Origin of the sequence: Vibrio sp. RE88 (assembly GCF_013113835.1) — a bacterium.
In the GTDB taxonomy this organism is placed as follows: domain Bacteria; phylum Pseudomonadota; class Gammaproteobacteria; order Enterobacterales; family Vibrionaceae; genus Vibrio.
Map to the genome: position 1 here is coordinate 548167 of NZ_VTYQ01000003.1, position 25488 is coordinate 573654.

Below are 25488 nucleotides of genomic sequence, written 5' to 3' on the forward strand. Positions count from 1 at the left end.
TCTGAATGACCGTTACTTCTGAATGGCCGTCATAGCGGGTTTGGACAATGACGAATACATTTCGACAAAGCGAAAACCTGAATCAAGCCCCATCTGATAATCATGCAGCAGATCGTCTCGGTCGCTCATTAAGGAATTAGACTTAAGTGGCTGCTCAGGTTTTATCTGTACGATAAAACAATCATCTGGTGGATTATGGAGAAAATCCTGAGTGAGAGAATAGGTCTGGTAATGGACCATCAACATATCTGCCAATCCGGAATCAAATTTCTCTCCCAGTAGATGGCTTAATCGGTAGATATCATCGGCTCCAAATAGCCAACGTCCGCCATTGAGTGACTCCAAGTGACGATGTTGCAGTTTATCTTCCTGAGAACGTTGCAACTGTTCCGTAAAGAAACTGGCCCAGTCTTCTTTCCATTGAGCCAGCTTTTGCTGCCAATGATCTTGCACTACGTTAAACGAATCACGATACCACTTAACGTCGCTCTCGTGCGTCACTTCTTCTGTGTCCGTCTCCAGGTCTTCCCCTTCGGTACGAATTACAACAATACAACGCGCTTCTTTACGCCACGCTTCCTGCACTGGAATAGACGCCGAAACTCCGCCGTCCACATACTCTCCATGATCAAACTTAACAGGCTCCTGATAGAGCCTTGGAATCGCGCACGTGGCGATCAAAACCTTTCTCCAGTCATCCTGCAGCATGGGCAAATAATGGTCGAACAATCGACTTGTATCGGTCACCGCAGCAAATGCTTGCCTGTTAGCCAGCACTTTTTTGCCCATATCGATATCAAGCTGATAAGGAAAATCACTGATTTTATCGAGCGCCCAATCAATTCCAAGATATTGTTTGCGCCGGATGTAACGGAAGAGATTGAAAAACTCCGGATCGGTGGTGAGGTCGAGTATAAAGGAGCGGCCGATTCCCCGTTGTCGGCACAGATAGCCACAGAGGTTTAATGCACCAGCAGAAGTGCCATAGAAGGCGTGAAATGGGTCAAAGTTAGAAAGAAGGAAGGCATCAAGCACACCGGAAGTAAAGATACCACGCTGTCCACCACCTTGGGCTACCAGCGCATTTTTACCACCAGTGTACTTAGCAAGACGTTGAGTATCCAGCTGGATAGCAGCGCTGGTAACGACACCGCTATTGTCCATATGCCCAACCTAGGCTGAAGTGATTGCGACTAGACCAAAACCAATCAGAACAGTAAAGACTGTTACAGTGATGACTAACGCATATTTTAGATCGTGTTCCATAGACACCTCCTTTATTGTGTAACAAAGTAATAACATCGTTGTGAGTCATCTTCAAATATTCCCTTTTTTTTGTGCGTAATTATGACGTTACTATCACAATTAGTAGATATATCGCTCTGATAGGACAGTGACTATGAACAGCAAGAACACCTCTTTACTCTGTAGCATTTTGCTTACGTTCTCATCACCCGCTTTGGCTGATATCTACCTGACCCCTTGGTTTGGCTTTACGGCTGGCGGAGAAGTAGAAAATCAAGATCAGCAAAAGTACGACCTAGAAGGTTCTGAAAGTTTCGCATTAAGCGCAGAAATGACGATGGACAAAGGACGAATTGGCCTGTTTTACGCCCATCAGAATACCGATGTCGAAACAGTGAACCTCAGCTCCACCATGCACTACCTACACTTTCAGAGTAGCATCTATTACCCTGCAGAGGAGTCTCTATACGGTTATCTAGGTGTGGGGCTTGGAGGCTCATACATTGATGCAGACTGGGTCACTGACGAATTTGGCTTTTCAGCCAGTATCTTTGGTGGGTTAGAATACCGTCTCACTGAGCACTTTGCACTGAATACTCAGCTGCGTTGGCTTGGTACTGTTGTCGATAACGATACCAGTGGCGTGTGTAACCTGCCCGCTTCACAGGAAGGAAGTTGTCTCATCAAGTTCAAAACAGATTGGATGAACCAATTTTCAGCCAACCTCGGATTAACTTGGCGCTTTTAGATACAACCTCCTTACACTATTAACAATTTAGTAAAATAGATTAATGGAGCGTATATTTTTCAGTCATACGCTCTCTAAATTATAAAAGCGTTATGTTTTGTAAAATGGCCATAAACCACCAAATGCTTCCAGTTGAATAATAACAACCAACCCAATTTCTCTATAAAATACAATAAAACACAATTTTATTACCATAAACGAACAATAACATCACAACTACAATCTATTGCTTTAACTATTGTTAGTAGTTAGTCTTTTCATCATGCGCAGCTGAATATTTCAGTTAGGGCAAACACACATTGAAATTTAAAGAACTAAAATCTGAGAAGTCTTAAAGCTTGCAGTATAAAAAACCACAAACTTACGCAATCAAAGATAATTAATTATTCATATTGGCACAATCATACACGTGTCTGCTTTACTAATAGTAAGTTTGCTCAGGCTACCGTTCAGCCTAAATATGGGCTTTAAGGCGGCTTCAACCTCAGATATCGGATTTACAGGAGTCCTTTATGAAGCGAGAACAATGGGGATCCCGCGCTGGATTTATTCTAGCTGCAGTCGGATCGGCTATCGGTCTGGGAAACATCTGGCGTTTCCCGTATATGGCCTATGAAAACGGTGGTGGCGCTTTCTTTATACCGTACCTTTTTGCCATGATCACCGCAGGCATCCCCTTTATGATCCTAGAGTTCAGCATGGGTCAGAAATACCGTGGTAGCGCACCTCGTACGCTAGCGAAAATCCATTCTAAGTTTGAATGGCTGGGCTGGTTCCAGGTAGGTGTTGCAGCGGTTATTGCTGTTTACTACGTTGCTGTTATCGGTTGGGCAATTTCCTATTTTGGCATGTCTTTCAACCAAAGCTGGGGCACCGACACCAATGCCTTCTTCTTCAGTGACTACCTCGGTTTAGGGGATAACTCACCGACTAACCTAGGGAGCATTCAGTGGAAAATTGCCATAGCAATGCTGATTGCATGGGGTATTACTTACGCGGCTATTGTCGGTGGTGTCAAAGCAGGGATTGAGCGCGCATCTAAGATCATGATGCCAATCCTATTTATCATGGTCGTACTGCTGATTGGCCGTATGATTTTCCTTCCAGGTGCTCTGGATGGCGTGAACTACATGTTTGAGCCTGATTTTAGCAAAATCTGGGATGTGAAAGTTTGGGCAGCCGCGTATGGCCAGATCTTCTTCACTCTGAGTATTGGTTTCGCCATCATGCTGGCTTATTCAAGCTACTTACCTGAGAAGTCAGACATTACCAACAACGCCTTCATGACGGTTTTGATTAACTGTGGTTTCTCAATCCTAGCCGGCATCATGATCTTCTCTGTTCTTGGTTACATGGCGCAAGAGCAAGGTAAACCTCTGACTGAAGTCGTATCAGCGGGCGTTGGCTTAGCATTTGTTACACTTCCGGCTGCAATCAACTTGCTGCCAGCGCCGTACATCCTAGGCCCACTTTTCTTCTTCGCACTAGTTGTTGCAGGCCTCAGCTCACACATTTCCATCATGGAAGCCGTGACGTCTGCTGTTATCGACAAACTGAAGTGGAGCCGTAAAAAAGCAGCAACCGTTGTGATTGGTGTTGGTGTCGTCGTTTCTATGGCATTTGCAACCAATGGCGGCCTACTATTGCTAGATTTGGTCGATCACTTCGCGAACAATGTTGGCATCATGGTGGGTGGCTTTGTCGAGATTCTTCTTATGGCTTGGCTACTGAATAAAGTTGGCGATGTACGTGAGTACGTCAATGAAATCTCTGACTTTTCTGTCGGTGCTTGGTTCGTGGTTTGTCTACGTTTCATCACTCCGATTATGCTGGCCGTTATTCTCGCGACCAAACTACAAACCCTATTCACTGAAGGCTACGGTGGCTACGACCTAACACTCGGTTGGGCAATGATTGCCGCTCTATTTGTCATTGGTGTATTGATTAACGCAACAAGTCGTAAGGAGGCCTGATTATGACAACAGGTGCAATTATTATGATGGTACTGGGCCTTGGAATTACTTGGGGCGGCGCTGCTATCTGTATCAAACGAGCGATGAATAAACAGCAACAGTAATCGCTGTTACTGCTTAAGTAAAAATGCCGACACTGAGTGTCGGCATTTTTTGATTGGTCAGAGCTAAAATGTGTACTTAACGCCGAGCACTCCACCAATCTGAAGTTCTGGGCCGCTATACATGTCTAACTCTGGTTGAATTTGACCATACATATTCCAGCCCTCGCTGAGGTTCCAGTTCAGGCCAAGAGGAACACGCGCTCCAAACTCTTTATGCTCCCACTCACTCCATGCACCTGCACCAACATACCAAGTAACAGGCACATCCTTATCAAACTCTCCCCGGGCAAATATGTAGTCAAATGCAGCGCCATCATTACCTACTGTAAATCGGTACTGCTCATCCAATTCAATGACTGCACTTAAATCTTGGTCAACCGCCATTCCAACGGAAAGATCCATAGGTTCTGAGCCTTGTGCAATGACGCTCGCACTCCCCGCCACAGCCGCAATACCTAATAAATTTTTAGCCAGTGTACTACTCTTCATCACTTTGCTCTTAATTCAAATAAAACAGTGTGCAATTCTCCAGTTGCGCGGAAAAAGGATGTCATAGGGAGGTAAGGAGGTCGTTAGAAATCAACGTGTTTTATTGTTTCAATTATGCAAGGAAGCTAAGCCTGACACATGTTCGCAAAATTGGTTGCCAGAGAGCGATGTTCCAATAAAGCAAAAAGGAGGCCTCAGGCCTCCTTTATCAGTTAAATGGGTATGTGAGTATTAACCGTGATTGCGGATCCACTCATCCATTTCAGTTTTCAGGTTGTCAGACTTAGTACCGAAGATAGCCTGCACACCACCTGCTACAACCACTACGCCAGCCGCGCCTAGTTGTTTCAGTTTGTCTTGGTCAACAGCTTCTGTATCCGCTACAGCGACACGTAGACGAGTGATACATGCGTCTAGACCAGTGATGTTTGCTTTGCCACCGAATGCGGCAACAAGCTCACCTGCCATATCTGAACCAGATGTTGCAACTGCTTCTTCAGATTCATCTTCACGACCTGGAGTTTTAAGGTCCATCGCTTTGATAACAGTGCGGAATACTACGTAGTATATTACTGCGTAAACTAGACCAACACCTACCATCAGACCGATTTTCTGTGCGTTACCAGACAGTACGATGAAGTCAATCAAACCGTGTGAAAACGAAGTACCGTGTACAAAGCCTAGTGTGTTTGCAACAACGTATGCAGAGCCAGCTAGTAGAGCGTGGATGCCGTACAGTACAGGAGCAACGAATAGGAATGAGAATTCGATAGGCTCAGTGATACCTGTCAGGAACGAAGTCAATGCAGCAGAAGCCATTATACCCATTACCTTCGCGCGATTCTCTGGTTTAGCAGAGTGAGCGATAGCAATAGCAGCCGCTGGTAGACCGAACATCTTAAACATGTAACCGCCCGCTAGCTGACCAAAGCCATTACCAGCAGCACGAGATGCTTCATCAGCAACAAGGTAACAAGTTAGAACGCCGTTTTGAGTTTCGCCAGCAGCATTCACACAAGTACCAGCTTCGAAGAAGAATGGTACGTTCCAAACGTGGTGCAAACCGAACGGGATTAGAGAACGCTCAACGATACCGTAGATACCGAATGCTACTTGTGGGTTCTGGTGCGCAGCCCAATCAGAGAAAGAAGCGATAGCGCCACCAATTGGAGGCCATACTACTGATAGAACAATACCCAGTGCGATGGCAGCAAAACCAGTGATGATAGGCACTGCACGTTTACCCGCGAAGAAGCCTAAGTATTCTGGAAGTTGAATCTTGAAGAAGCGGTTGAATGCCCATGCAGCAACACCACCAACAAGAATACCGCCTAGAACACCAGTGTCGATTTTCTCAACGCCCATAACACCAGCCATAACACCAAGCGTTGCTGTCATGATGCCGTAGCCAACGATTGCAGCCAGGCCTGCCACACCATCGTTGTTAGTAAAGCCAAGTGCAACACCTACTGCGAACAGTAGTGCCATTTGACCAAATACTGAGCCACCCGCTTGTTCCATTAAGTTGGAAACAATTTCCGGAATGAAGCTCAGGTCGGCAGCACCCACCCCGAGTAGAATACCTGCAACAGGTAAAACCGATACTGGTAGCATCAGAGCTTTACCCACTTTTTGCAGGTTAGCAAAAAGATTCTTAAACATGTTTATGCTCCTGAAAAGTTATAAGAATTATTGGGCTCTAACGGCACACCCCCGTAGCCTTAAATGTTAGCACCCAGAGAAAATGTAACCACGTCTAGCAGTATATTTTCCGGCTCTAAATATATATTGATGGTGAACAAACTTTCTAGCTGGTTACGGAATTTAGTTTCAAACTAATAGATAGATCACAATCCAAAACTGGTAAATAGAGGTCAGATTTACAACGTATCTAATTGATATTTATTAAATTATTATTAATACCGATTAATTTTGATGGGTAAATAAAATAAACCCAATTGTTATTTTATGTAACAAAATTACAATTTGATACTTTCAGCCTCCCACCTTCAACATATTTAGTAAACAAGGCGTTTTGTATCACCGAGAGTGATTTCAGGCACAAAAAAAGGAGCTTCCGCTCCTTTTTTACTCAAAACTCTTTTTCTATCTCAAAAAAAGATTTCGAAAGTTTTCACTGGTTTTTAACCCGACTTCGCTCAGTGACGTATTTTTTAACTGGGCAATATAGGAAGCAACTTCAACCACGTAAGCAGGCTGATTCTGTTTCCCTCTGTGTGGCACAGGAGCAAGGTACGGTGAGTCAGTTTCAATCAATAATCTCTCAAGCGGTAGTGCTTTAACCACTTCTTTGAGTTCAGTAGCCTGCCTAAAAGTGACAATCCCGGAGATAGATATATAAAAGCCAAGATCCATCGCCGCTTCTGCGAAAGCAAGATCTTCAGTGAAACAGTGAATTACACCACCGCATTTATCGGCCTGACCTCGACGTAAAATATCCAATGTATCTTGTCGGGCATTTCGTGTGTGGATGATCAAAGGTTTATTCAACTTAACCGCTAATTCAACTTGCTGTTGGAATCGCAACTTTTGTAACTCAGCAGTTTCAGGCTGATAGTGGTAATCCAGCCCCGTTTCACCTATCGCAACAACTCTGGGATGCGAGGCATATTCATGTAATCGATCTAAGGCAAACTCACTCTCAACATCCAGCGGGTGAACACCGCATGAAGCAAATATGTTGTCGAAGGGTTCGATCATCTCCATCATTCCGGGGAAAGAATCCAACGTAACGCCAACGGACAGAAGCTCAGAAACATTAGCAGCCTGAGCTTTGGCAACCACATCTTCAATACCAGAATGGAGATCCTGATAATCCAATTTGTCTAAGTGACAATGAGAGTCTACAAACATGATTCCTCATTAAATTTAAATAGCCAATCTAAGATGAGCAGTTCGCTGTTCAACCCTGTATGCTCTCGTAACTGTTCAAGCAACTGACTTAGGTTTGCTGTCTGGGTATAGAGCAGTTGATAACCAAGATTGGCCGACAAAACATTTGAGCCTGGCGTGAAATAAGGCATCTGAACACCAAAGTGAATCTTTTGAGCGTCTGTCAGCAAGTACCATATCCATTGTAGATACTCAGAGGGTGAAGTCGCTAGTTCTTTTGCTAACTTAACGCTATCGCCTCTCAACTGAGCCACTTCAAGAAATTGCTCTTCAACCTGCTGATATTTTTCAATTTGCCCCTGATCAACAAACGCTTGAGTTTTCAGTGGCGCATTGCCATTGATATGCGCGGCAAAAGCAGGGATTGTCGAAGTAACTTGCTCATTTAGCCATTGAGCAAGCAAATCTGAGCTTGGTGTCACGACATGCCAATGTTGGCAACGGCTGGTAATCGTGGGTAAAAGCTGGTGTGCTTTATGACTTACCAGTAAAAACATACAACTGCTAGAGGGCTCTTCGAGTGTTTTCAACAACGCGTTGGCAGCGGAGTCATTCATCGCTTCAGCCGGCTCGATGACAAACAACCGACGTCCAGATAGTTGCGATGACTCCTGCGCTAGGCGGTTGCACTGACGAATTTGCTCAACCGTAATGGCTTTGCCTTCTTTCTCTGGCTTCACCAGGTGATAATCAGGATGGTTATGCGACTGCATTAGCTGGCAGCTGTGGCAAAAGCCGCAAGCTTCACTGGCATAATTACTACACATGACAGCGCCACTAAGTCGCTCTACCAGCTGCTCAGCGCCCAGTCCTTCTTCCGCTGTCAATAGCGCTGCATTGGAAAACCTATCTGATTCCAGACTTGTCTGCCATTCGCGCCAAATATCAGTTAACCAAGGGTAGGTAGAATTCATGGTTATTATTCCAACCAACTGCGCAATGCTTGCTTGATATCTTGAGCAACTAATTCGATCGTCTGCTCAGCATTAATCACTACAACGCTCGAATCACATTGAGCCAGTTCCAAGTAACGCGCTCTGGTACGGTCAAAAAAGCTCATATCCATTTTCTCAATTCGATCCAGCTCGCCTCGGCCTCTCGCACGCTCAAGACCGATGCGTGGGTCAAGATCTAGGTAGATGGTCAAATCTGGTTTAAAGTCGCCCAGCGTTGTCTGCTTAAGTGCTGTCATAGTGTGTTTGGAGATTTGACGACCGCCTCCCTGATAAGCCTGAGAAGACATATCATGTCGATCTCCCACCACCCAAGTACCGCTGTCTAAGGCTGGCTTAATCACATTTTCAACCAGCTGCACCCGCGCTGCATACATAAGGAGTAATTCGGTCATGTCTTGCAACTCTTCCCCTTCGTGGTCTTGTTTGACCAAAGTTCTGAGTTGCTCGGCTAACGCCGTTCCGCCCGGCTCACGAGTATTCTTTATCTGCTCAATACCAGCCTGTTTAAGAGTATCAAGCACCGCATTAATTGCAGTGCTTTTCCCTGCCCCTTCCAGGCCTTCAATTACGATAAATTTCGCTTGTGTCATTTGTTACTTCTTAGTTGTCTTAGATAAGCGCGTACTGCGCGATTGTGTTCACTCAGCGTTTTAGAAAAAACGTGCCCGCCTGTTCCGCTGGCCACAAAATACAAGTAGTTGCTGTCTTCTGGGTTTGTCGCGGCGGCAATGGACGCCTCGCCCGGCATCGCAATCGGTGTTGGTGGTAAACCAAAAATCGTATACGTATTATATGGGGTTGGAGTACGTAAATCTTTCTTACGTATGTTGCCGTCGTATTTATCTCCCATCCCATAAATAACCGTAGGGTCAGTCTGTAGACGCATACGCTTATTAAGGCGGTTTACAAACACCCCTGCAACACGCTCACGCTCTGCACCAACAGCGGTCTCCTTTTCGATAATAGAAGCAAGGATCAACGCATCGTAAGGCGTCTTCAGTGGCAAGTTCTCTTGCCTTTGCTGCCAATGCTTATCAAGAATTTGTTGCAATTTATCTGCGGCGCGCTTGATGATATCGAGATCAGAGGTACCAAACGTGTAGTGGTAAGTCTCAGCTAACAATAGCCCTTCAAGTTTGGATTTATCAATACCAATTTGTTGTGCGATCTCTGCTTCACTGAGCCCAGATGTTTTGTGCTCAAGATAAGGGGCTTGCTCTAATGCTGCTCGCCATTCGGCAAATGTTGAACCTTCAACAAAGGTAATTGAAAATTGATGCTCTTTACCAGTTTTGAACAATTCTAGCGCTTGAGTGAGGTTAATGCCGGGAGTGAGAAGGTATGTCCCTGCTTTCACCTGTGTCAGCTCTGGGTAGAATCGTCGCACGAGTCTTGCTACATCACTGGAACCAATCAATTCATCGTTCGTCAAATCAGCCAGTAAACGGTTGAAACTCATCCCCGTCTCAATCGTATAAATTTGTTCTTCTTGTAGCTTTAATGGCTGAGTCACATACTCATCGACTTGTTTAGTGACATACATAAATCCTGCACCAGCAATCAGTAATACAAGTGCCAGAAAAAAGGTGATTTTCTTAATCACGGGTTAACTATCTCCTGAATTTTTTTTGTTATTGTTCCTATTGAAAAGGTCTGTGTGCCAATGCTTTTCACTGGAGCGACACCAAGGATCGAGTTTGAGATAAAAACCTCTTCGGCATCACTTAGTTCTTCAAACGTATAGTGCCCGATAGACAATGTGCACCCACAGTTCGATAAACGTTCGGCAATAACGCGGCGCATAACACCTGCAACACCCGCATTCGTCAGATCGGGGGTGTAGATGACACCCTGTTTTACCCAGTAAACATTCGCCATTGTTGTCTCAATCACATGGCCGTTCACATCTAATGCGATCCCATCAGGGAAGCCTTGTTGATCCATTTCCGCCTTGAGCAAAACTTGCTCAAGGCGATTATTGTGCTTATGACCTGCGAGTAAAGGATTCACCCCTAGCCTCTTATGACACACGCCTAAACAAATACCATCCGTTAGCCATTGTTCATAATGAGCCGGATAGTTAAAGGCGCTAATAGTAACATTTGGTAAGGTCACTTGAGTAGGGCTATATCCACGCCCTCCCTCTCCTCGGCTAATATGTAATTTCAGCCCTGAATGAGTAGACTCTATACACGCTTTTTCTAACCAATCCTTAACCTCTCGCCAGTTTGGAGGAGTTATGTCGAGTAAGTTGAGGCAGGATTGCATCCGCTCTTGATGTTTATCCCAGTGTTGGATGTGACCTTTGATAACCAGCATGGTGGTAAAACAGCCGTCACCATATTGAAATGAGCGATCAGAAAGGGAAATTGAGTCTGTGGTGTGTCCATTTACCAAATACATAATTGATATCCACATAAAAGAAAACGGCTTAATGCCAAAGCATTAAGCCGTTTTATCACAAATTGGATTGTGACTCTTTAGATCTTTTTGAAAACCAAAGAACCGTTAGTACCACCAAAACCAAACGAGTTACAGATAGCGTATTCTGAATCGATAGATTTCGCCGTATGTGGCACTAGGTCGATATCTTCAAGGCCTTCTTCACGGTTGTCTAGGTTAATCGTAGGTGGAACCATTTGATCAACCAATGACATGATAGTCACGATCGCTTCAACAGAACCAGCAGCACCAAGGAGGTGACCCGTCATAGACTTAGTTGAAGACACTTTCACTTGCTTAGTGCCTTCTTCACCCAAAGCACGACGAATACCTTTCACTTCAGCCACATCACCAGCCGGAGTAGACGTGCCATGCGCATTCACATAGCCGACTTGTGTACCCGTGATACCTGCATCACGCATTGCTGCTTCCATCGCCAACGCACCACCTGAGCCATCTTCGCTAGGTGAAGTCATATGGAAAGCATCTCCCGACATACCAAAGCCAACAAGCTCTGCGTAGATCTTAGCGCCACGTGCTTTCGCATGTTCATATTCTTCTAGAACAATGATACCTGCACCATCACCAAGAACAAAACCATCACGATCTTTGTCCCATGGGCGAGACGCTTTTTGAGGCTCGTCATTACGAGTTGACAGCGCTTTAGCTGCACCAAAGCCAGCCATGCCCAGAGGAGTTGAAGCTTTTTCAGCACCACCGGCAACCATAGCTTCTGCATCACCGTAAGCAATCATACGAGCAGCATGGCCGATGTTATGTAGACCCGTTGTACACGCCGTCGAAATCGCGATATTTGGACCACGAAGACCACGCATAATAGATAAGTTACCTGCAACCATGTTTACGATGGTTGATGGTACGAAGAAAGGGCTGACTTTGCGTGGGCCTTTTTCAACAAGCGCAGTATGACCCGCTTCAATAAGGTCTAGGCCACCAATACCTGAACCAATAGCGACACCAACGCGTGCTGCGTTTTCTTCATTAATTTGTAAGCCAGAGTCGTCTAGGGCTTGAATACCGGCGGCAATGCCGTACTGGATGAACAAGTCCATCTTACGTGCATCTTTTTTAGACATGTACTCTGTGCAGTCGAAATCTTTTACTAGGCCTGCAAAACGAGTTGAGAAGTTTTCAGTATCAAAGTGCTCGATATCAACGATACCACTTTGACCAGCTAGCAGGGCCTTCCAGGATGATTCTACATTGTTGCCTACCGGTGACAACATACCCATGCCAGTGACAACAACACGACGCTTGGACACGATTTTATTCTCCGGGATTGAAATGATTCTATGAGAGGTATAGAAGGGTTAAAAAGAACACAGGCGGCCAGAAGGCCGCCTGGGAGAGATATTACTGAGCGCTGTTCACGTAGTCGATAGCAGCTTGAACAGTAGTGATCTTCTCAGCTTCTTCGTCTGGAATCTCAGTGTCGAATTCTTCTTCTAGAGCCATTACTAGTTCAACAGTGTCTAGAGAATCAGCACCTAGATCGTCAACGAAAGAAGCTTCGTTTTTAACTTCTGCTTCGTCCACACCTAGCTGTTCAACAATGATTTTCTTTACGCGTTCTTCGATGTTGCTCATTTTTTCTTTTCCTTTACAGATTTCGCTCAATGCGATGATTCCGTAGTTTATTCGAACTATTGAAAGTTGCAAGGGGGTCCTTGCTGGTCAAACCACAATTTTCGCGATTTTAACCGAAATTCAATACATTTTTGACTTATATCATGCACAAATGTTGCGCATATCAATGCCAGTTATCACAAACTATAGGCTATTTTTGTGACAGCAAATAGCCCGTTTTGTTCAAACTTAGGCATTAAACCATATACATGCCACCATTAACATGCAGAGTTTCACCAGTAATGTAAGCAGCTTCTGGAGAAGCTAAGAACGCTACTGCTGATGCAATTTCGCGAGGATCACCTAGACGGCCAGCAGGAACGTTCGCTAACGTTGTTGCACGTTGCTCGTCATTTAGCGCCTTAGTCATGTCAGTTTCGATAAATCCTGGTGCAACTGTGTTAACAGTCACGCCACGAGAAGCCACTTCGCGTGCCATAGATTTAGTGAAACCAATCACACCTGCTTTTGCTGCTGCGTAGTTAGTTTGACCTGCATTACCCATAGTACCAACAACAGAACCAACGTTGATGATACGGCCTGCACGCTTCTTCATCATGCCACGAAGTACAGCTTTAGACATGCGGTAGATTGGTGTCAGGTTAGTGTTGATAATGTCATTCCACTCATCATCTTTCATACGCATAAGTAAGTTATCACGCGTAATACCTGCATTGTTTACCAGAATGTCGATTGCACCAAACTCATCGTTAATGTTTTTCAGAGTTGCTTCAATTGATTCGATATCTGTCACGTTTAGTGCCAGACCTTTACCATTTTCACCAAGGTATTCACTGATTGCAGCGGCACCATTTTCTGAAGTCGCAGTGCCGATAACCGTCGCACCACGTTCAACAAGAATTTCAGCGATAGCACGACCAATACCACGGCTTGCGCCAGTGACCAGTGCAATCTTGCCTTCTAGGTTCATCATGATTGTTATTCCTTAAAAGTTTACTTAGCGGCTTCTAGAGATGCAGCATCGTTTACTGCAGCGCCACTTAGTGTCTTCACGATACGTTTTGTCAGACCCGTAAGAACTTTACCTGGGCCTAATTCAAGTAGCTTTTCTACACCTTGCTCGCTCATCAGCTGTACGCTTTCCGTCCAGCGGACTGGGCTGTATAGCTGACGCACAAGTGCATTTTTAATTTTCGCTGGGTCAGTTTCAGCCACAACATCAACGTTGTTGATCACTGGCAATTGAGGAGTATTAAATTCAATCTCTTCTAGAGCGACAGCCAGTTTATCGGCTGCTGGCTTCATCAAAGCGCAGTGAGAAGGTACTGAAACAGGCAGTGGCAGAGCTCGCTTAGCGCCCGCTTCTTTACACAAGGCACCTGCGCGTTCAACGGCATCTTTACTACCTGCAATCACAACCTGACCTGGTGAGTTGTAGTTTACTGGAGATACCACTTCACCTTGAGCCGCTTCTTCACACGCTTTAGCAATAGATTCATCATCTAGACCGATGATCGCAAACATAGCACCAGTGCCTGCTGGTACGGCTTCTTGCATCAGTTGACCACGTAGCTCAACCAGCTTGATTGCTTCTTTAAAGTCGATCACACCAGCACATACTAATGCCGAATATTCACCTAGGCTGTGACCCGCTAGGTTTGCTGGCTGCGCTAGACCAAGCTCTTGCCAAACACGCCAGATAGCAACCGAAGATGCTAGCAGTGCTGGCTGAGTACGGAAAGTTTGGTTGAGATCTTCAGCTGGGCCATTTTGAACCAACGCCCATAGGTCGTAACCTAACGCCTCAGATGCTTCCGAAAAAGTGTTTTTTACTACTTCATACTGTTCGCCAAGTTCAGCAAGCATACCGACTGCTTGTGAGCCCTGACCTGGAAATACGATAGCAAAATTGCTCATTTTCTTTTCCTTTAAAACAAAGTAAGAAAGATTAAGATGCCTAAAAAGGCACCTTAATCTTTTAAATTTGGTTGGGATTAAAACTTAACCAGTGCTGAGCCCCAGGTAAAGCCGCCACCAAATGCTTCTAGTAGAAGCGTCTGACCGCGTTTAATTCGTCCGTCACGAACAGCCTCATCAAGTGCCGTAGGTACAGTAGCGGCAGACGTATTGCCGTGCCTGTCTAGTGTGATGACAACTTGATCAAGCGACATAGATAGTTTCTTTGCCGTGGCAGAAATAATGCGATAGTTCGCTTGGTGAGGCACTAGCCAGTCTAGTTCAGACTTATGCATATCGTTGGCAGCCAGCGTATCTTTAACGAGTTTTGATAGCTGCGTCACAGCAACTTTAAAGACTTCGTTACCCGCCATGTGTAGCCACTTGTCAGCATCTTTGCCACGCTCAGGAACTTCAAGGCTTAGCAACTCACCAAAACGGCCATCCGAGTAGATATGCGTTGAAAGAATCCCAGGCTCTTCACTTGCACCAACAACAACAGCGCCTGCACCATCACCAAACAGAATAATGGTTGAACGATCGGTTGGATCACAGGTTTTAGACAGAGTATCGGAACCAATCACCAGCACATTTTTACACATGCCTGTTTTAATATGTTGGTCAGCGACCGAAAGCGCATAGACAAAGCCTGAACATGCAGCAGCAATATCAAATGCGGGGCAACCTTTAATGTCCAGCTTAGCTTGAACTTGGCAAGCAGAAGAAGGGAAAGTGTGGCTACTACTGGTGGTCGCTACGATGATCAGGTCAATATCATTCTTATCGATGCCTGCCATTTCAATCGCGTTTTGAGCCGCGATATATCCCATGTCGGCGACGGTTTCATTCTCGGCTGCGATACGACGCTCTTTAATACCTGTGCGAGTGACAATCCACTCATCACTTGTATCTACCATTTTCTCCAAGTCTGCGTTTGAACGCACCTGAGATGGCAGGTAGCTGCCAGTACCTAAAATTTTGCTATACATGAAGACTAATAATGCCTCTCGAGTAAAACCGCTTCCAAACGATCGCTAATACGGCTTGGTACTTGTCGTTTGACCTCGTGTAACGCTTCACCAATGGCGTTGATGACCGCGTCTACATCAGCACTTCCGTGGCTTTTTATGACAATGCCGCGCAATCCTAGCAAACTTGCGCCGTTATACTGGTCGGGGTTCAATGTTTTTAGTTCATTAAATAACCCAGAAAATAATTTTCTTGCAATCCAACCCTTTATAGATGAGGCCATCATGCTCGATTTCAACTTATCGATAAATAGCTGGGCTGTACCTTCACATGCTTTGAGGCAAACATTACCAACAAAGCCGTCACATACCACCACATCCGCGGCATCGTGGAGTAACTGATTACCTTCAATATAGCCGACAAAATTCACGGACTGCGTCTGAGATAACATTTCAGCACAGCGTTTGACGAGATCGTTGCCTTTGATTTCTTCAGCACCGATATTAAGAATCGCAATACGTGGAGGTCGGTCTAAGTATTGTTCAGTTAACGCACTTCCCATCACAGCAAATTGGAACAATGAATCAGCATCACTGGACACATTCGCGCCCAGATCAAGCATCCAAGTTCTTCCACCGGAGGCGGTAGGTAAGGCAGAGATTAACGCTGGACGTTCAATTCCTGGTAACAATTTCAATCGAAAACGTGACAAAGCCATGAGTGCACCGGTGTTTCCACCGCTGACACAGGCATCTGCAGTGCCTTGAGCGACAGCATCAATCGCCATCCCCATGGAGGTTCCATTACTGTTTCGAAGTGCGAGAGAAGGTTTTTCTGAGTTTGAGATCACTCGGTCACTGTGCTGAATACTCAGGCGAGCATCAGGCTGATAACCAAGAGACGATAATTGAGTTGTGATCGCGGTCTGATCACCTGTGAGGATCACTTTCAGCTCTGGGAAATGCGACAGTGCCTGCACGGCGGCAGGCACTGTGACGCGAGGACCGAAATCCCCGCCCATTGCATCAAGTGCAACGGTTATATTAGGCAACGGTCAACCTTACTTGTTGATAACCTTTTTACCACGGTAGTAACCTTCAGCAGTTACGTTGTGGCGCAGGTGAGTTTCACCTGAAGTTGCGTCTACAGATAGTGCAGCTGTAGATAGGGCATCGTGTGAACGACGCATGCCACGCTTTGAACGTGATTTCTTGCTCTTTTGTACGGCCATTGACCCTACTCCTATGTTAATTCTTAAAGAATTACTTCTTCAAGTTTTTTAAAACATCGAATGGATTCGGCTTTTCTTCCACAATTTCTTCTGGAATTTCACCAAATACCAAATTGTCTGATTTAACGCTGCAATCCGCTTCTTCGTGTTTTGCAATTTGAGGCAAGTTTAGAATGAACTCGTCTTCAACTAACTGTATCAGGTCAATTTCACCGTACTCGTTCAGATCTACCAAATCGTACTCTTCCGGTGCTTCCTCTTCAGTCTTTTCACCTTTGTAAGGTGTATAAGTGAATTGGACATCGCACTCATGTGCGAAAACCTCATTACAGCGTTGACACTCTAAATCAACTTCGATGTTAGCTTTACCAGAGATAACAACGAGTCGCTGTTCATCTAACTCAAATGACAATGACACTTGAGCGTCGCGTTTAACGCCTTCAACTGATTCGAACAAACGCTTAAAAAGACTAACCTGAATGATACCATCATAGTCAAGTCGCTTCTGAGCAGCGCGTGCCGGATCAACCGTTCGCGGTATTTTTACCTTTTGCATAGGGCGCGAATTCTATCTTCCAATTCGTTTTGAGTCAAAGAAAAAGGATAAAAAGTTGCAGTTTTTTTCCTTCTTATCAGAAGAGCTAGGATTACCATCATAATATCTATTAAGCTATCGCTAACTCCCTGAAAGATTGTACTGGAAAATGCCGCAATACCAACTTGTTTTAGCATCGACTTCATCGTTTAGAAAACAACTGCTCAATAAACTATCGGTCCCTTTTGAAACCGCCTCACCTGACTGTGACGAAACACCTTTTTCTGACGAGCGACCTGAGGATCTAGTGCAACGTCTTGCGAAGAAAAAAGCAGAATCATGCCATACCAATCAGCCTAGCCTTGTCATCGGCAGCGACCAAGTCTGTGTGATTGATGGAAAAATTATTGGCAAACCGCTGAATCGAGAAAACGCTATCCAACAATTAAGCCGCCAAAGCGGCAAGGCCATCCAGTTTTATACTGGGCTTGCGCTTCACAATACCGAAACGAACATCACAGATGTCAAACTGGATACGTTCACTGTTCATTTCCGTCAGCTAACCCAACAACAGATCAGTCGCTATGTAGAGAAAGAAGAGCCATATTACTGCGCTGGCAGTTTTAAAAGTGAGGGGCTGGGTATCGCACTATTTGAAAAGTTGGATGGGAAAGATCCCAATACTTTGGTTGGGCTACCACTAATTGACTTGATTGATATGCTTGAAACACAAGGTTTCTCAATCTTGTAAAGGCGGAATAACTAGAGTTGGCCTTCTTAGTCGAAGCAAACAACTCTAGTCTTCGAGTGATAGAGCTCACTGCTCTTACAGCTTACGTAAACCCGCTAGTGCCTTCTCCAACTTTGCTTCCATTGGCGCACTCACTTCCATCCACTCGTCATTGGATGGATGTTTAAATTTAATATTAGCGGCATGAAGAAACAGTCGGTCTAACCCAACTTTTCCTGTGTAAGCATCAAAACGTCGATCACCATAACGGTCGTCCCACGCAATTGGATGACCAGTATACTGAGTATGGACACGAATTTGATGCGTACGCCCCGTTATTGGGCTCGCCTGAATCAAAGTAGCCTCAGCAAACTTTTCAATAATCTTAAAACGGGTCTCTGAAGGCTTACCCTGTGGATTGACGCGAACGATACTATTTACTTCATTTTTCAATAGTGGTGCGTTTACGACCTTGCAACTACTCTTCCACTGCCCCATCACCAATGCGAAATAGTATTTCTGCACAGTTTTCTCACGAAACTGAGCTTGAAGATGACGCAGCGCGGAGCGCTTTTTCGCAACCAAAAGAATTCCCGAAGTATCACGATCGATACGATGCACTAGCTCTAGAAAACGAGCTTGCGGCCTCAGTGCTCGTAAAGCTTCAATAGCACCAAATTTAAGCCCGCTTCCTCCGTGAACTGCCGTGCCCGAAGGTTTATTGAGGATAAGCATATGTTCATCTTCATGGATGATCATATGTTCCAGTTCAGCAACTTTATTCAGCTTGGTGCTCGGGGCAATTTCGTCTTGCTTCTCTTCAATCGTTACGGGAGGAATTCTGACCAAATCCCCCGCTTTCAATTTATATTCGGCTTTGATTCGTTTTTTGTTTACGCGTACTTCTCCCTTGCGCAAGATCCGGTAAACCATGCTTTTAGGGATGCTTTTCAGTTGGTTGCGTAAGAAGTTATCGATACGCTGGCCAGCCATGTCTTCGTCGATGTCGACAAACTGGACTTTTGTTCTAATTTCGCTCATTTCGATATTCTACCATTCTAGCTTGCGTAAGTTCACGTTTTCTAGGCAACAATTTGGTAAATCTCTCTCTAAGAATGAATTTCTGTTCAGCTACGGATAAAAATTCACCAACATATTTACAATTTTCAAAAACTCTCGCACAAAGCCTTTAAATACATAGTCTTACAAAAATTAAAAATGGGTTTTTTAGCGTTTTATAATAAAGCAGATTGCTGAGTTTAATGGGTACTGCTATAGTTCACACCTGCAATGAATGATTAGGTTGCATTTTAATCAAACCCAATCGTTTTTGAGCAAGATATTGAGTAGCCCGCTAATTTACCAAAATGCAGCACACGGCGTAAGACGTTTCCGGGATTAGTACAGCTTGTTGCCCTACTCATAAATCTTTCATGTTGAGTATTATCCGCCATCATTGCGGCTTACAAGCCGAACTTGTTTGTAAGACTGACGTGCCCAAAGAGCATCCCTCCAGCCGGGAGGCTGCACAAATTTAAGCCATGGGATCCGGCACCGTGAAAGAAACATCAAGGCAGCAAGAAAACACAGAATGACAACGAGATTTATCAATGAAAAGAATGTTAATCAACGCGACTCAAAAAGAAGAGTTGCGTGTTGCTTTGGTTGATGGTCAGCGCTTATATGATTTAGATATCGAAAGCCCAGGCCACGAATCCAAAAAAGCAAATATCTACAAAGGACGTATCACTCGCATCGAACCAAGCCTGGAAGCAGCCTTCGTTGACTACGGTGCCGAACGACACGGATTCCTCCCTCTAAAAGAAATTGCCCGCGAATATTTTCCTGAAGGTTACACTTACCAAGGCCGTCCAAGCATTAAAGAAGTGCTGACTGAAGGTCAGGAAGTGATTGTTCAAGTTGAGAAAGAAGAACGTGGCAGCAAAGGTGCTGCACTAACGACATTCATTTCTCTTGCAGGTAGTTACCTTGTTCTGATGCCAAACAACCCTCGTGCTGGCGGTATTTCCCGTCGTATCGAAGGTGATGAGCGTACTCAACTGAAAGCTGCACTGGACACCTTGGACCTACCTAAAGGTATGGGCCTTATCGTACGTACAGCAGGTGTAGGCAAAAGCGCTGAAGAATTAGAGTGGGATCTTAACGTTCTACTTAATCACTGGGGTGCCATCAAGCAAGCTTCTGATGCCAACCCTGCGCCACTGCTTATTCACCAAGAAAGTAACGTTATCGTCCGAGCTATTCGCGACTATTTGCGCCGTGACATTGGTGAAATTCTCATCGATAGCAACACCATCTATGAGCGTGCGCTAGAACATATCCAACTAGTTCGTCCAGACTTCGTCAATCGAGTCAAAAAGTACGACGGCGAAGTTCCACTGTTTAGTCACTACCAAATTGAAAGCCAGATTGAATCGGCGTTCCAACGAGAAGTGCGTTTACCATCTGGCGGTTCAATCGTTATTGACCCAACAGAAGCATTGACGTCAATCGATATCAACTCAGCCCGTGCAACGAAAGGCGGCGATATCGAAGAAACTGCACTGAACACCAACCTTGAAGCAGCCGATGAAATTGCACGTCAACTTCGTCTTCGTGACCTAGGCGGCTTGGTTGTTATCGACTTCATCGATATGACGCCAGTGCGTCACCAACGTGAAGTTGAGAACCGCCTGCGTGACGCGGTTCGCCTCGACCGTGCTCGTGTTCAGATTGGTCGTATCTCACGCTTTGGCCTACTAGAAATGTCTCGCCAACGCTTGAGCCCATCTCTAGCAGAAGCTAGCCACCATATCTGCCCTCGATGTAGCGGCACAGGTGTGGTTCGTGATAATGAGTCTCTTGCTCTTTCTGTTCTTCGTTTGATCGAAGAAGAAGCATTAAAGGACAACACTGCTCAAGTTCTGGCTGTTGTTCCTGTTCCGATTGCGTCTTACCTTCTGAACGAAAAACGTCGTTCGATCAACCACATTGAACGCATTCAGGAAGTTAAGATCACGGTAGTTCCTAACTCAGATATGGAAACGCCGCATTTCGAAGTGATTCGAGTCCGTGAAAGCGAAGAGTTTGATTTGCTGTCTTACTTGCTGCCTAAGAAACTCGAGTCGATGAAAGAAGCAGAAGGTCGTGAGGTTGCTGAGCCGGAAGTTAAGCCTAAGAAGCTTGAAGAGCCTGCACTAAAAGGTTTTGCAGCACCGGCTCAATCTGCGCCAGCGCCAAAGCAGCCAGTGAAGAAAGCACCAGAGAAAAAGTCAGAACCTCGTGATGAGAAGCCAGGCTTAGTATCTCGATTCTTCAAAGCTCTGGGTAGTTTCCTATTCAGCTCTGAACCTGAAAAAGAACAGGTTGAAGAGAAACAAGAAAAAGCAGCGAAGAAAGACGGTCAGCGTAACAACCGCAACCGCCGTAATCGCAACGACCAACGTCGTCGCAATTCTCGTGACAATCGTAACGAGAATCGTGAAGATAAACGCGATAACAAACGCAATAAACCTCAACGCGAACGTGATGAAGCTGCCAATGAAAATAAAGCTGCATCGAACGAACGTAAGCAACAAAATCGCAAGCCTAAGCAGGATCGCCGTAATAAACAGCGTGACGACGCGAAAGCGAGCAAGGTTGCTGAGGAAGGTTTGAAGCTCGCGGCTGAAGCGCAAAAAGATGATAAACCGAACCGTGCAGAAGAAAAAACGACCAAGGTAAAAGAGCGCCGTCAGCGTCGTAAACTGAACAAGCAGGTTCGAGTTAAAGACCAGAAAGCGAAAGCTGAAGCGGTTGAAGAAGTAAAACAGGTTAAAGCTGAAGCAGTCGCAGAAGCTATCGAGCAATCGGCTGAAGAAGTTGCAGCAGAAGATGCAGAGCAGCCTAAACAACGTCGTAACCGTCGTTCTCCACGTCATCTACGTGCAAGCGGTCAACGTCGTCGTCGTGGTCGCGATCGTCGCCCTAACCCGTTCCGCTTACGCAAAGGTGGTGTTGCTTCGCCAGAAATGGCAATGGGTAAAGTCATGCCAAGCTACGGTATCTCTAAGCCAGAACCGAAGCACAAAGCAAAAGCTGAACAGGCTGCGACACCAGAAGTGGTTACTCAAGCACTTGGTGGGTTCGCTTGCCCTGAAATGGCAATGGGCAAAGTTATCGTACGTCGCCCAGAGCCAGTGATTGAAGAGCCGAAAGTTGTTGAGCAAGCTGCTACGATTGAAGCCAAACCTGTGGAGACACCTGCACCTCAAGCAGTTGAGCCACAAGTCGCTCCAGAAGCAGTTGCAGACACGGCTGCTATTGTAGAAGCGGAAGCAGCACCTGCCCCTGTTAATACAAGCTCTGAGATTATCGTACCGACAGCATTTAAAGGCCACGCCTCTGCTCCGATGGCGAAAGCACCAGGAACCACAGAAATGAAAGAAATTACTGTGATTGCTGCACCTTTCCGAGAAGAGCGCTACCTATCTAAAGGTGCGGGCAGCCAGGTTGCTAGCAATAAAGCCAGCGCTGCAATGGCAAAGCCTCAAAGCTTTTAATCCGGTTTGATGAAGAATAAAAACAGCCCCATAACGGGGCTGTTTTTTTATGTGTGCCTAGTAACGAGCATGACTGTTCTCACTATTTGTCACAAATATTAGCCAATATCTGCTTCTTTGTTGAACTTAATCACACTTTTAGGTAGCATTCGCCGACTCGATCTGAATCATTCGCTTGGTTTTCAGTGCTCTTTTACATCGCATTTTGCTCACATGAAAACTAAGCCAGAACCTATACTTAAATCTGTCGTTCTCTGGTATTCAGAATAACCGTAAACATTTAGCATAACTGAGCAAGCATGTTTGAATTCCCTCAATTTTCGAAACACTCTGTAAAAAATGACGTGTTATCAGGCCTGACCGTTGCACTTGCATTGGTTCCTGAAGCCGTTGCCTTTGCCTTCGTGGCTGGTGTCGACCCTATGGTTGGCCTGTATGCAGCATTTATTGTCGGCCTAATTACTTCCATTTTTGGTGGCCGCCCAGGCATGATCTCTGGTGCAACAGGTGCAATGGCAGTAGTGATGGTGTCGCTAGTCGCATCACACGGTGTCCAGTACCTTTTTGCTGCCATATTACTTGCCGGTATCCTTCAGGTAGCTGCTGGTCTATTTAAGTTAGGTAAGTTCATCCGCATCGTGCCGCATCCAGTTATGATTGGTTTCGTTAACGGTCTAGCGATTGTAATTTTCCTCGCTCAGCTTGGTCAGTTCAAAGCACCAGACATTAACGGCATGCTAACTTGGTTACCTCAAGATCAAATGATGCTGATGCTGGGTTTAGTAGCGCTAACCATGGCTATTATTCACTTCCTACCAAAATTCACTACCGCCGTACCATCATCCTTGGTAGCGATCGTCACAGTGACAGCTTTGGTAGTAGGCTTAGACCTGGAAACACGTACAGTTGTCGATTTCCTACGTACAATGTCTGGTGATGATGCAGCAACGCTGGCAGGCTCACTACCAACATTCTCTGTCCCAGCAGTACCGTTAACACTGGAAACACTACAAATCATTCTTCCGTACGCTATCATTCTTGCGGCGATTGGTCTGATCGAGTCTCTGCTAACACTGACTGTTCTGGATGAAATGACAAACACTCGCGGTCAGTCAAACCGTGAATGTATCGGTCAGGGCATGGCAAACATGACATGTTCAGTGTTTGGCGCTATGGGTGGCTGTGCGATGATTGGTCAGTCGATGATCAACGTTAACTCAGGTGGCCGTGGTCGTTTGTCGGGCATCGTTGCTGCTTCTGCACTGCTGATATTTATCCTGTTCGCTTCTTCACTTATCGAGATGATCCCACTAGCCGCACTAGTTGGTGTGATGTTCATGGTGGTTATCGGCACTTTCGAGTGGGCAACATTCAAACTGGCTCGTCGTGTACCAAAACAAGACTTCTTTGTAATCGTACTAGTAACGGTCGTAACGGTAATGACCGACCTTGCTATTGCCGTCTTCGTTGGTGTTATTGCCTCCGCTCTGATGTTTGCTTGGCAACACGCTAAACACATCTATGCCGATACAAGTATCAATGCAGAAGGTTCTAAAGAGTACAAAATTCACGGCCCGGTATTCTTCGGTTCAGTCGCGAACTTCCTTGAGATTTTCGATGCACATGAAGATCCAAGCGACGTTATCGTCGATTTCGCTGATTCTCGTGTAACCGACCACTCGGCTATAGAAGCAATTGAAACACTGGCGGAACGCTACTCTGCGCAGGGTAAGACGCTTCACCTACGCCACTTAAGCCCAGATTGTCGTAAGCTTCTCGACAAAGCAGGCAGCTTGGTAGAGATTAACGTCAAAGAAGACCCAAGCTACAAAGTCGCAACCGACGTACTAGCGGGTTAAGCGGACGAAAAAAGGGCTTCCATTTGGAAGCCCTTTTTATTTATCGTTAATACTTACAGCAACTTATTGAGTTTTTCACCCATCAACTCTAAACGCCAGCTTTGCATCACATCCGGTAATATTGATGGATCGCGATCTTTCTTCCACACCCAGCTAATCAACTGATTTAACTGTTTCTTGGACGCTAAAAACTCCGTCGCAAGCCCCGAAGCCTGAGAGGCTTTTTTCACTTCATCTTTAAGGGATTTAAACTTCTGTTTGTAACCCGGCATATCCATCAAACGCTCAATTTTCGCCGGATACTCGTCAACAGGCGTCATTTTGGCTGATTTAACAATCGAGATAATACGTGCACTGTGGCGTTGCACAGAACGAATATCTAAACCTTCCTGCTCCATTCTTTGTTTGTTCTGTAAGCCTAAACGAGCGACAGTAAGCAGGTCATATTCTTTAAAGATGAAATTCAGTGCTAGGTCTCGACGAATCGCCTCTTTGAAGCGCCAAGTGGCAAGCGGCTTTAATATCGCTAACTCACTCGGTTTCAGTTGCCAAGCGCCCTTAACATCCAAGTAGGCTTTTTCAGGATCAAGTGACTTGATGCGCTTGGTAGCCAATAAATCACTTTCTTGCTGAGCCGCTTCCCACCAGCCAGCCTGAGTAATTTCTTCAAGCAGCTTTTCATACAATGGCAATAGATAGTGGACATCTGCGGCCGCGTAGTCGAGCTGCTTATCCGTTAGCGGTCTCGCAAGCCAGTCTGTACGGGACTCACTTTTATCCAGTTCTACGCCAAGATAAGACTCAACCAAAGAAGCAAAGCCCGTTGACAAACCATGGCCTAAAAACGCAGCCATCAGTTGAGTATCCACCATCGGATAAGGCAGGCAACCAAAGCTGTTGTTAAACACTTCTAAGTCTTCACCACACGCGTGTAAAACCTTTAATACTGATGTGTCCTTGAGAAGGTGGACAAACGCCGTCATATCATCGATGACCGTTGGATCAATCAAAGAAAGTGTTTCACCATCAAATAACTGAATAAGACCAAGCTGAGGGTAGTAGGTTCGTGTTCGGACAAACTCGGTATCAAGCATGACGACATCTGTATCTCTAGCTTGTTCACACACTTTTTCTAGCTGGTCTGGGCGGGTAATGATTTGATAATTCACAAAGCTCTCACTGTGACTGA

25 protein-coding genes are annotated in these 25488 nt (G+C 45.4%); 6 read left to right on the forward strand and 19 right to left on the reverse strand.

From position 1 onward, the window contains the following. Positions 1 to 12 precede the first annotated feature (12 nt). Both F0265_RS08490 and F0265_RS08495 read right to left on the reverse strand, forming a co-directional pair. Positions 13 to 1164: a patatin-like phospholipase family protein gene (locus F0265_RS08490; RefSeq protein ID WP_171748546.1), complete on the reverse strand. Its 1152-nt coding sequence runs from the start codon at positions 1162 to 1164 to the stop codon at positions 13 to 15. 9 nt (positions 1165 to 1173) lie between these two features. After that, positions 1174 to 1266 (reverse strand): YnhF family membrane protein, encoded by a 93-nt coding sequence (locus tag F0265_RS08495; protein WP_019277927.1) that lies wholly within the window; start codon positions 1264 to 1266, stop codon positions 1174 to 1176. A gap of 133 nt (positions 1267 to 1399) precedes the next feature. Between F0265_RS08495 and F0265_RS08500 the strand changes: the two genes are divergently transcribed. The 3 genes from F0265_RS08500 (at position 1400) to F0265_RS08510 (ending at position 4070) form a co-directional block, all read left to right on the forward strand. Continuing rightward, complete coding sequence (locus F0265_RS08500; protein WP_171748547.1) at positions 1400 to 1993, forward strand: outer membrane beta-barrel protein; 594 nt, start codon at positions 1400 to 1402, stop codon at positions 1991 to 1993. A 512-nt stretch (positions 1994 to 2505) separates the two neighbouring features. Further along, the gene (locus tag F0265_RS08505) at positions 2506 to 3966 is read left to right on the forward strand and encodes a sodium-dependent transporter (protein ID WP_171748548.1); all 1461 of its coding nucleotides are present in this window, start codon (positions 2506 to 2508) and stop codon (positions 3964 to 3966) included. 2 nt (positions 3967 to 3968) lie between these two features. After that, the gene (locus F0265_RS08510; protein WP_019277924.1) at positions 3969 to 4070 is read left to right on the forward strand and encodes a MetS family NSS transporter small subunit; all 102 of its coding nucleotides are present in this window, start codon (positions 3969 to 3971) and stop codon (positions 4068 to 4070) included. A gap of 63 nt (positions 4071 to 4133) precedes the next feature. Here the strand turns inward: F0265_RS08510 and F0265_RS08515 are convergent, their stop codons facing one another. From F0265_RS08515 to yceD, 15 genes are all read right to left on the reverse strand, one after another. Beyond that, entirely contained in the window at positions 4134 to 4559 is a 426-nt protein-coding gene (locus tag F0265_RS08515) for a hypothetical protein (RefSeq protein ID WP_171748549.1), read from the reverse strand. A gap of 231 nt (positions 4560 to 4790) precedes the next feature. Then, positions 4791 to 6221, reverse strand: a complete 1431-nt coding sequence (gene ptsG, locus F0265_RS08520) for a PTS glucose transporter subunit IIBC (RefSeq protein ID WP_171748550.1) — start codon at positions 6219 to 6221, stop codon at positions 4791 to 4793. 444 nt (positions 6222 to 6665) lie between these two features. Beyond that, a complete protein-coding gene (locus F0265_RS08525) occupies positions 6666 to 7433 on the reverse strand; it encodes a YchF/TatD family DNA exonuclease (RefSeq protein WP_171748551.1) in 768 nt (255 codons plus the stop codon). After that, a complete protein-coding gene (locus tag F0265_RS08530; protein ID WP_171748552.1) occupies positions 7424 to 8386 on the reverse strand; it encodes a DNA polymerase III subunit delta' in 963 nt (320 codons plus the stop codon). Before F0265_RS08530 ends, F0265_RS08525 begins: the two co-directional genes overlap by 10 nt. A 5-nt stretch (positions 8387 to 8391) precedes the next feature. After that, positions 8392 to 9018: a dTMP kinase gene (tmk, locus tag F0265_RS08535; protein WP_171748553.1), complete on the reverse strand. Its 627-nt coding sequence runs from the start codon at positions 9016 to 9018 to the stop codon at positions 8392 to 8394. Continuing rightward, the gene (gene mltG / locus F0265_RS08540) at positions 9015 to 10031 is read right to left on the reverse strand and encodes an endolytic transglycosylase MltG (protein ID WP_171748554.1); all 1017 of its coding nucleotides are present in this window, start codon (positions 10029 to 10031) and stop codon (positions 9015 to 9017) included. The genes tmk and mltG overlap by 4 nt, the downstream gene beginning before the upstream one ends. Continuing rightward, positions 10028 to 10831 (reverse strand): aminodeoxychorismate lyase, encoded by an 804-nt coding sequence (gene pabC, locus F0265_RS08545; RefSeq protein WP_171748555.1) that lies wholly within the window; start codon positions 10829 to 10831, stop codon positions 10028 to 10030. The genes mltG and pabC overlap by 4 nt, the downstream gene beginning before the upstream one ends. Positions 10832 to 10908: 77 nt before the next feature. Next, on the reverse strand, positions 10909 to 12153 hold the full coding sequence (fabF, locus tag F0265_RS08550; RefSeq protein WP_171748556.1) for a beta-ketoacyl-ACP synthase II: 1245 nt from the start codon (positions 12151 to 12153) through the stop codon (positions 10909 to 10911). Positions 12154 to 12244: 91 nt separating this feature from the next. Then, on the reverse strand, positions 12245 to 12478 hold the full coding sequence (gene acpP, locus F0265_RS08555) for an acyl carrier protein (protein WP_004406112.1): 234 nt from the start codon (positions 12476 to 12478) through the stop codon (positions 12245 to 12247). Between the two features lie 235 nt (positions 12479 to 12713). Next, complete coding sequence (fabG, locus tag F0265_RS08560; RefSeq protein WP_171748770.1) at positions 12714 to 13448, reverse strand: 3-oxoacyl-ACP reductase FabG; 735 nt, start codon at positions 13446 to 13448, stop codon at positions 12714 to 12716. Positions 13449 to 13471: 23 nt separating this feature from the next. Further along, positions 13472 to 14395, reverse strand: a complete 924-nt coding sequence (gene fabD, locus F0265_RS08565; RefSeq protein ID WP_171748557.1) for an ACP S-malonyltransferase — start codon at positions 14393 to 14395, stop codon at positions 13472 to 13474. A 77-nt stretch (positions 14396 to 14472) separates the two neighbouring features. Next, positions 14473 to 15423, reverse strand: a complete 951-nt coding sequence (locus F0265_RS08570) for a beta-ketoacyl-ACP synthase III (RefSeq protein ID WP_038512782.1) — start codon at positions 15421 to 15423, stop codon at positions 14473 to 14475. Between the two features lie 5 nt (positions 15424 to 15428). Continuing rightward, complete coding sequence (gene plsX, locus F0265_RS08575) at positions 15429 to 16454, reverse strand: phosphate acyltransferase PlsX (protein WP_171748558.1); 1026 nt, start codon at positions 16452 to 16454, stop codon at positions 15429 to 15431. Between the two features lie 9 nt (positions 16455 to 16463). After that, entirely contained in the window at positions 16464 to 16634 is a 171-nt protein-coding gene (gene rpmF / locus F0265_RS08580; RefSeq protein ID WP_006959289.1) for a 50S ribosomal protein L32, read from the reverse strand. A 31-nt stretch (positions 16635 to 16665) separates the two neighbouring features. Beyond that, positions 16666 to 17190 (reverse strand): 23S rRNA accumulation protein YceD, encoded by a 525-nt coding sequence (yceD, locus tag F0265_RS08585; protein ID WP_006959290.1) that lies wholly within the window; start codon positions 17188 to 17190, stop codon positions 16666 to 16668. Between the two features lie 148 nt (positions 17191 to 17338). Here yceD and F0265_RS08590 point away from each other — a divergent pair, with 148 nt between their 5' ends. Continuing rightward, positions 17339 to 17920: a nucleoside triphosphate pyrophosphatase gene (locus tag F0265_RS08590; protein WP_171748559.1), complete on the forward strand. Its 582-nt coding sequence runs from the start codon at positions 17339 to 17341 to the stop codon at positions 17918 to 17920. Positions 17921 to 17995: 75 nt separating this feature from the next. On the opposite strand, the gene rluC is transcribed toward F0265_RS08590, so the two are convergent. Then, complete coding sequence (gene rluC, locus F0265_RS08595; protein WP_171748560.1) at positions 17996 to 18940, reverse strand: 23S rRNA pseudouridine(955/2504/2580) synthase RluC; 945 nt, start codon at positions 18938 to 18940, stop codon at positions 17996 to 17998. 569 nt (positions 18941 to 19509) lie between these two features. Here rluC and rne point away from each other — a divergent pair. Both rne and F0265_RS08605 read left to right on the forward strand, forming a co-directional pair. Next, the gene (gene rne, locus F0265_RS08600; RefSeq protein WP_171748561.1) at positions 19510 to 22440 is read left to right on the forward strand and encodes a ribonuclease E; all 2931 of its coding nucleotides are present in this window, start codon (positions 19510 to 19512) and stop codon (positions 22438 to 22440) included. 299 nt (positions 22441 to 22739) lie between these two features. Continuing rightward, positions 22740 to 24299, forward strand: coding sequence for a SulP family inorganic anion transporter (locus tag F0265_RS08605; protein WP_019277913.1), 1560 nt, complete (start codon positions 22740 to 22742; stop codon positions 24297 to 24299). A 53-nt stretch (positions 24300 to 24352) separates the two neighbouring features. Here the strand turns inward: F0265_RS08605 and rnd are convergent, their stop codons facing one another. Beyond that, on the reverse strand, positions 24353 to 25468 hold the full coding sequence (gene rnd, locus F0265_RS08610) for a ribonuclease D (protein WP_171748562.1): 1116 nt from the start codon (positions 25466 to 25468) through the stop codon (positions 24353 to 24355). Positions 25469 to 25488: the final 20 nt, after the last annotated feature.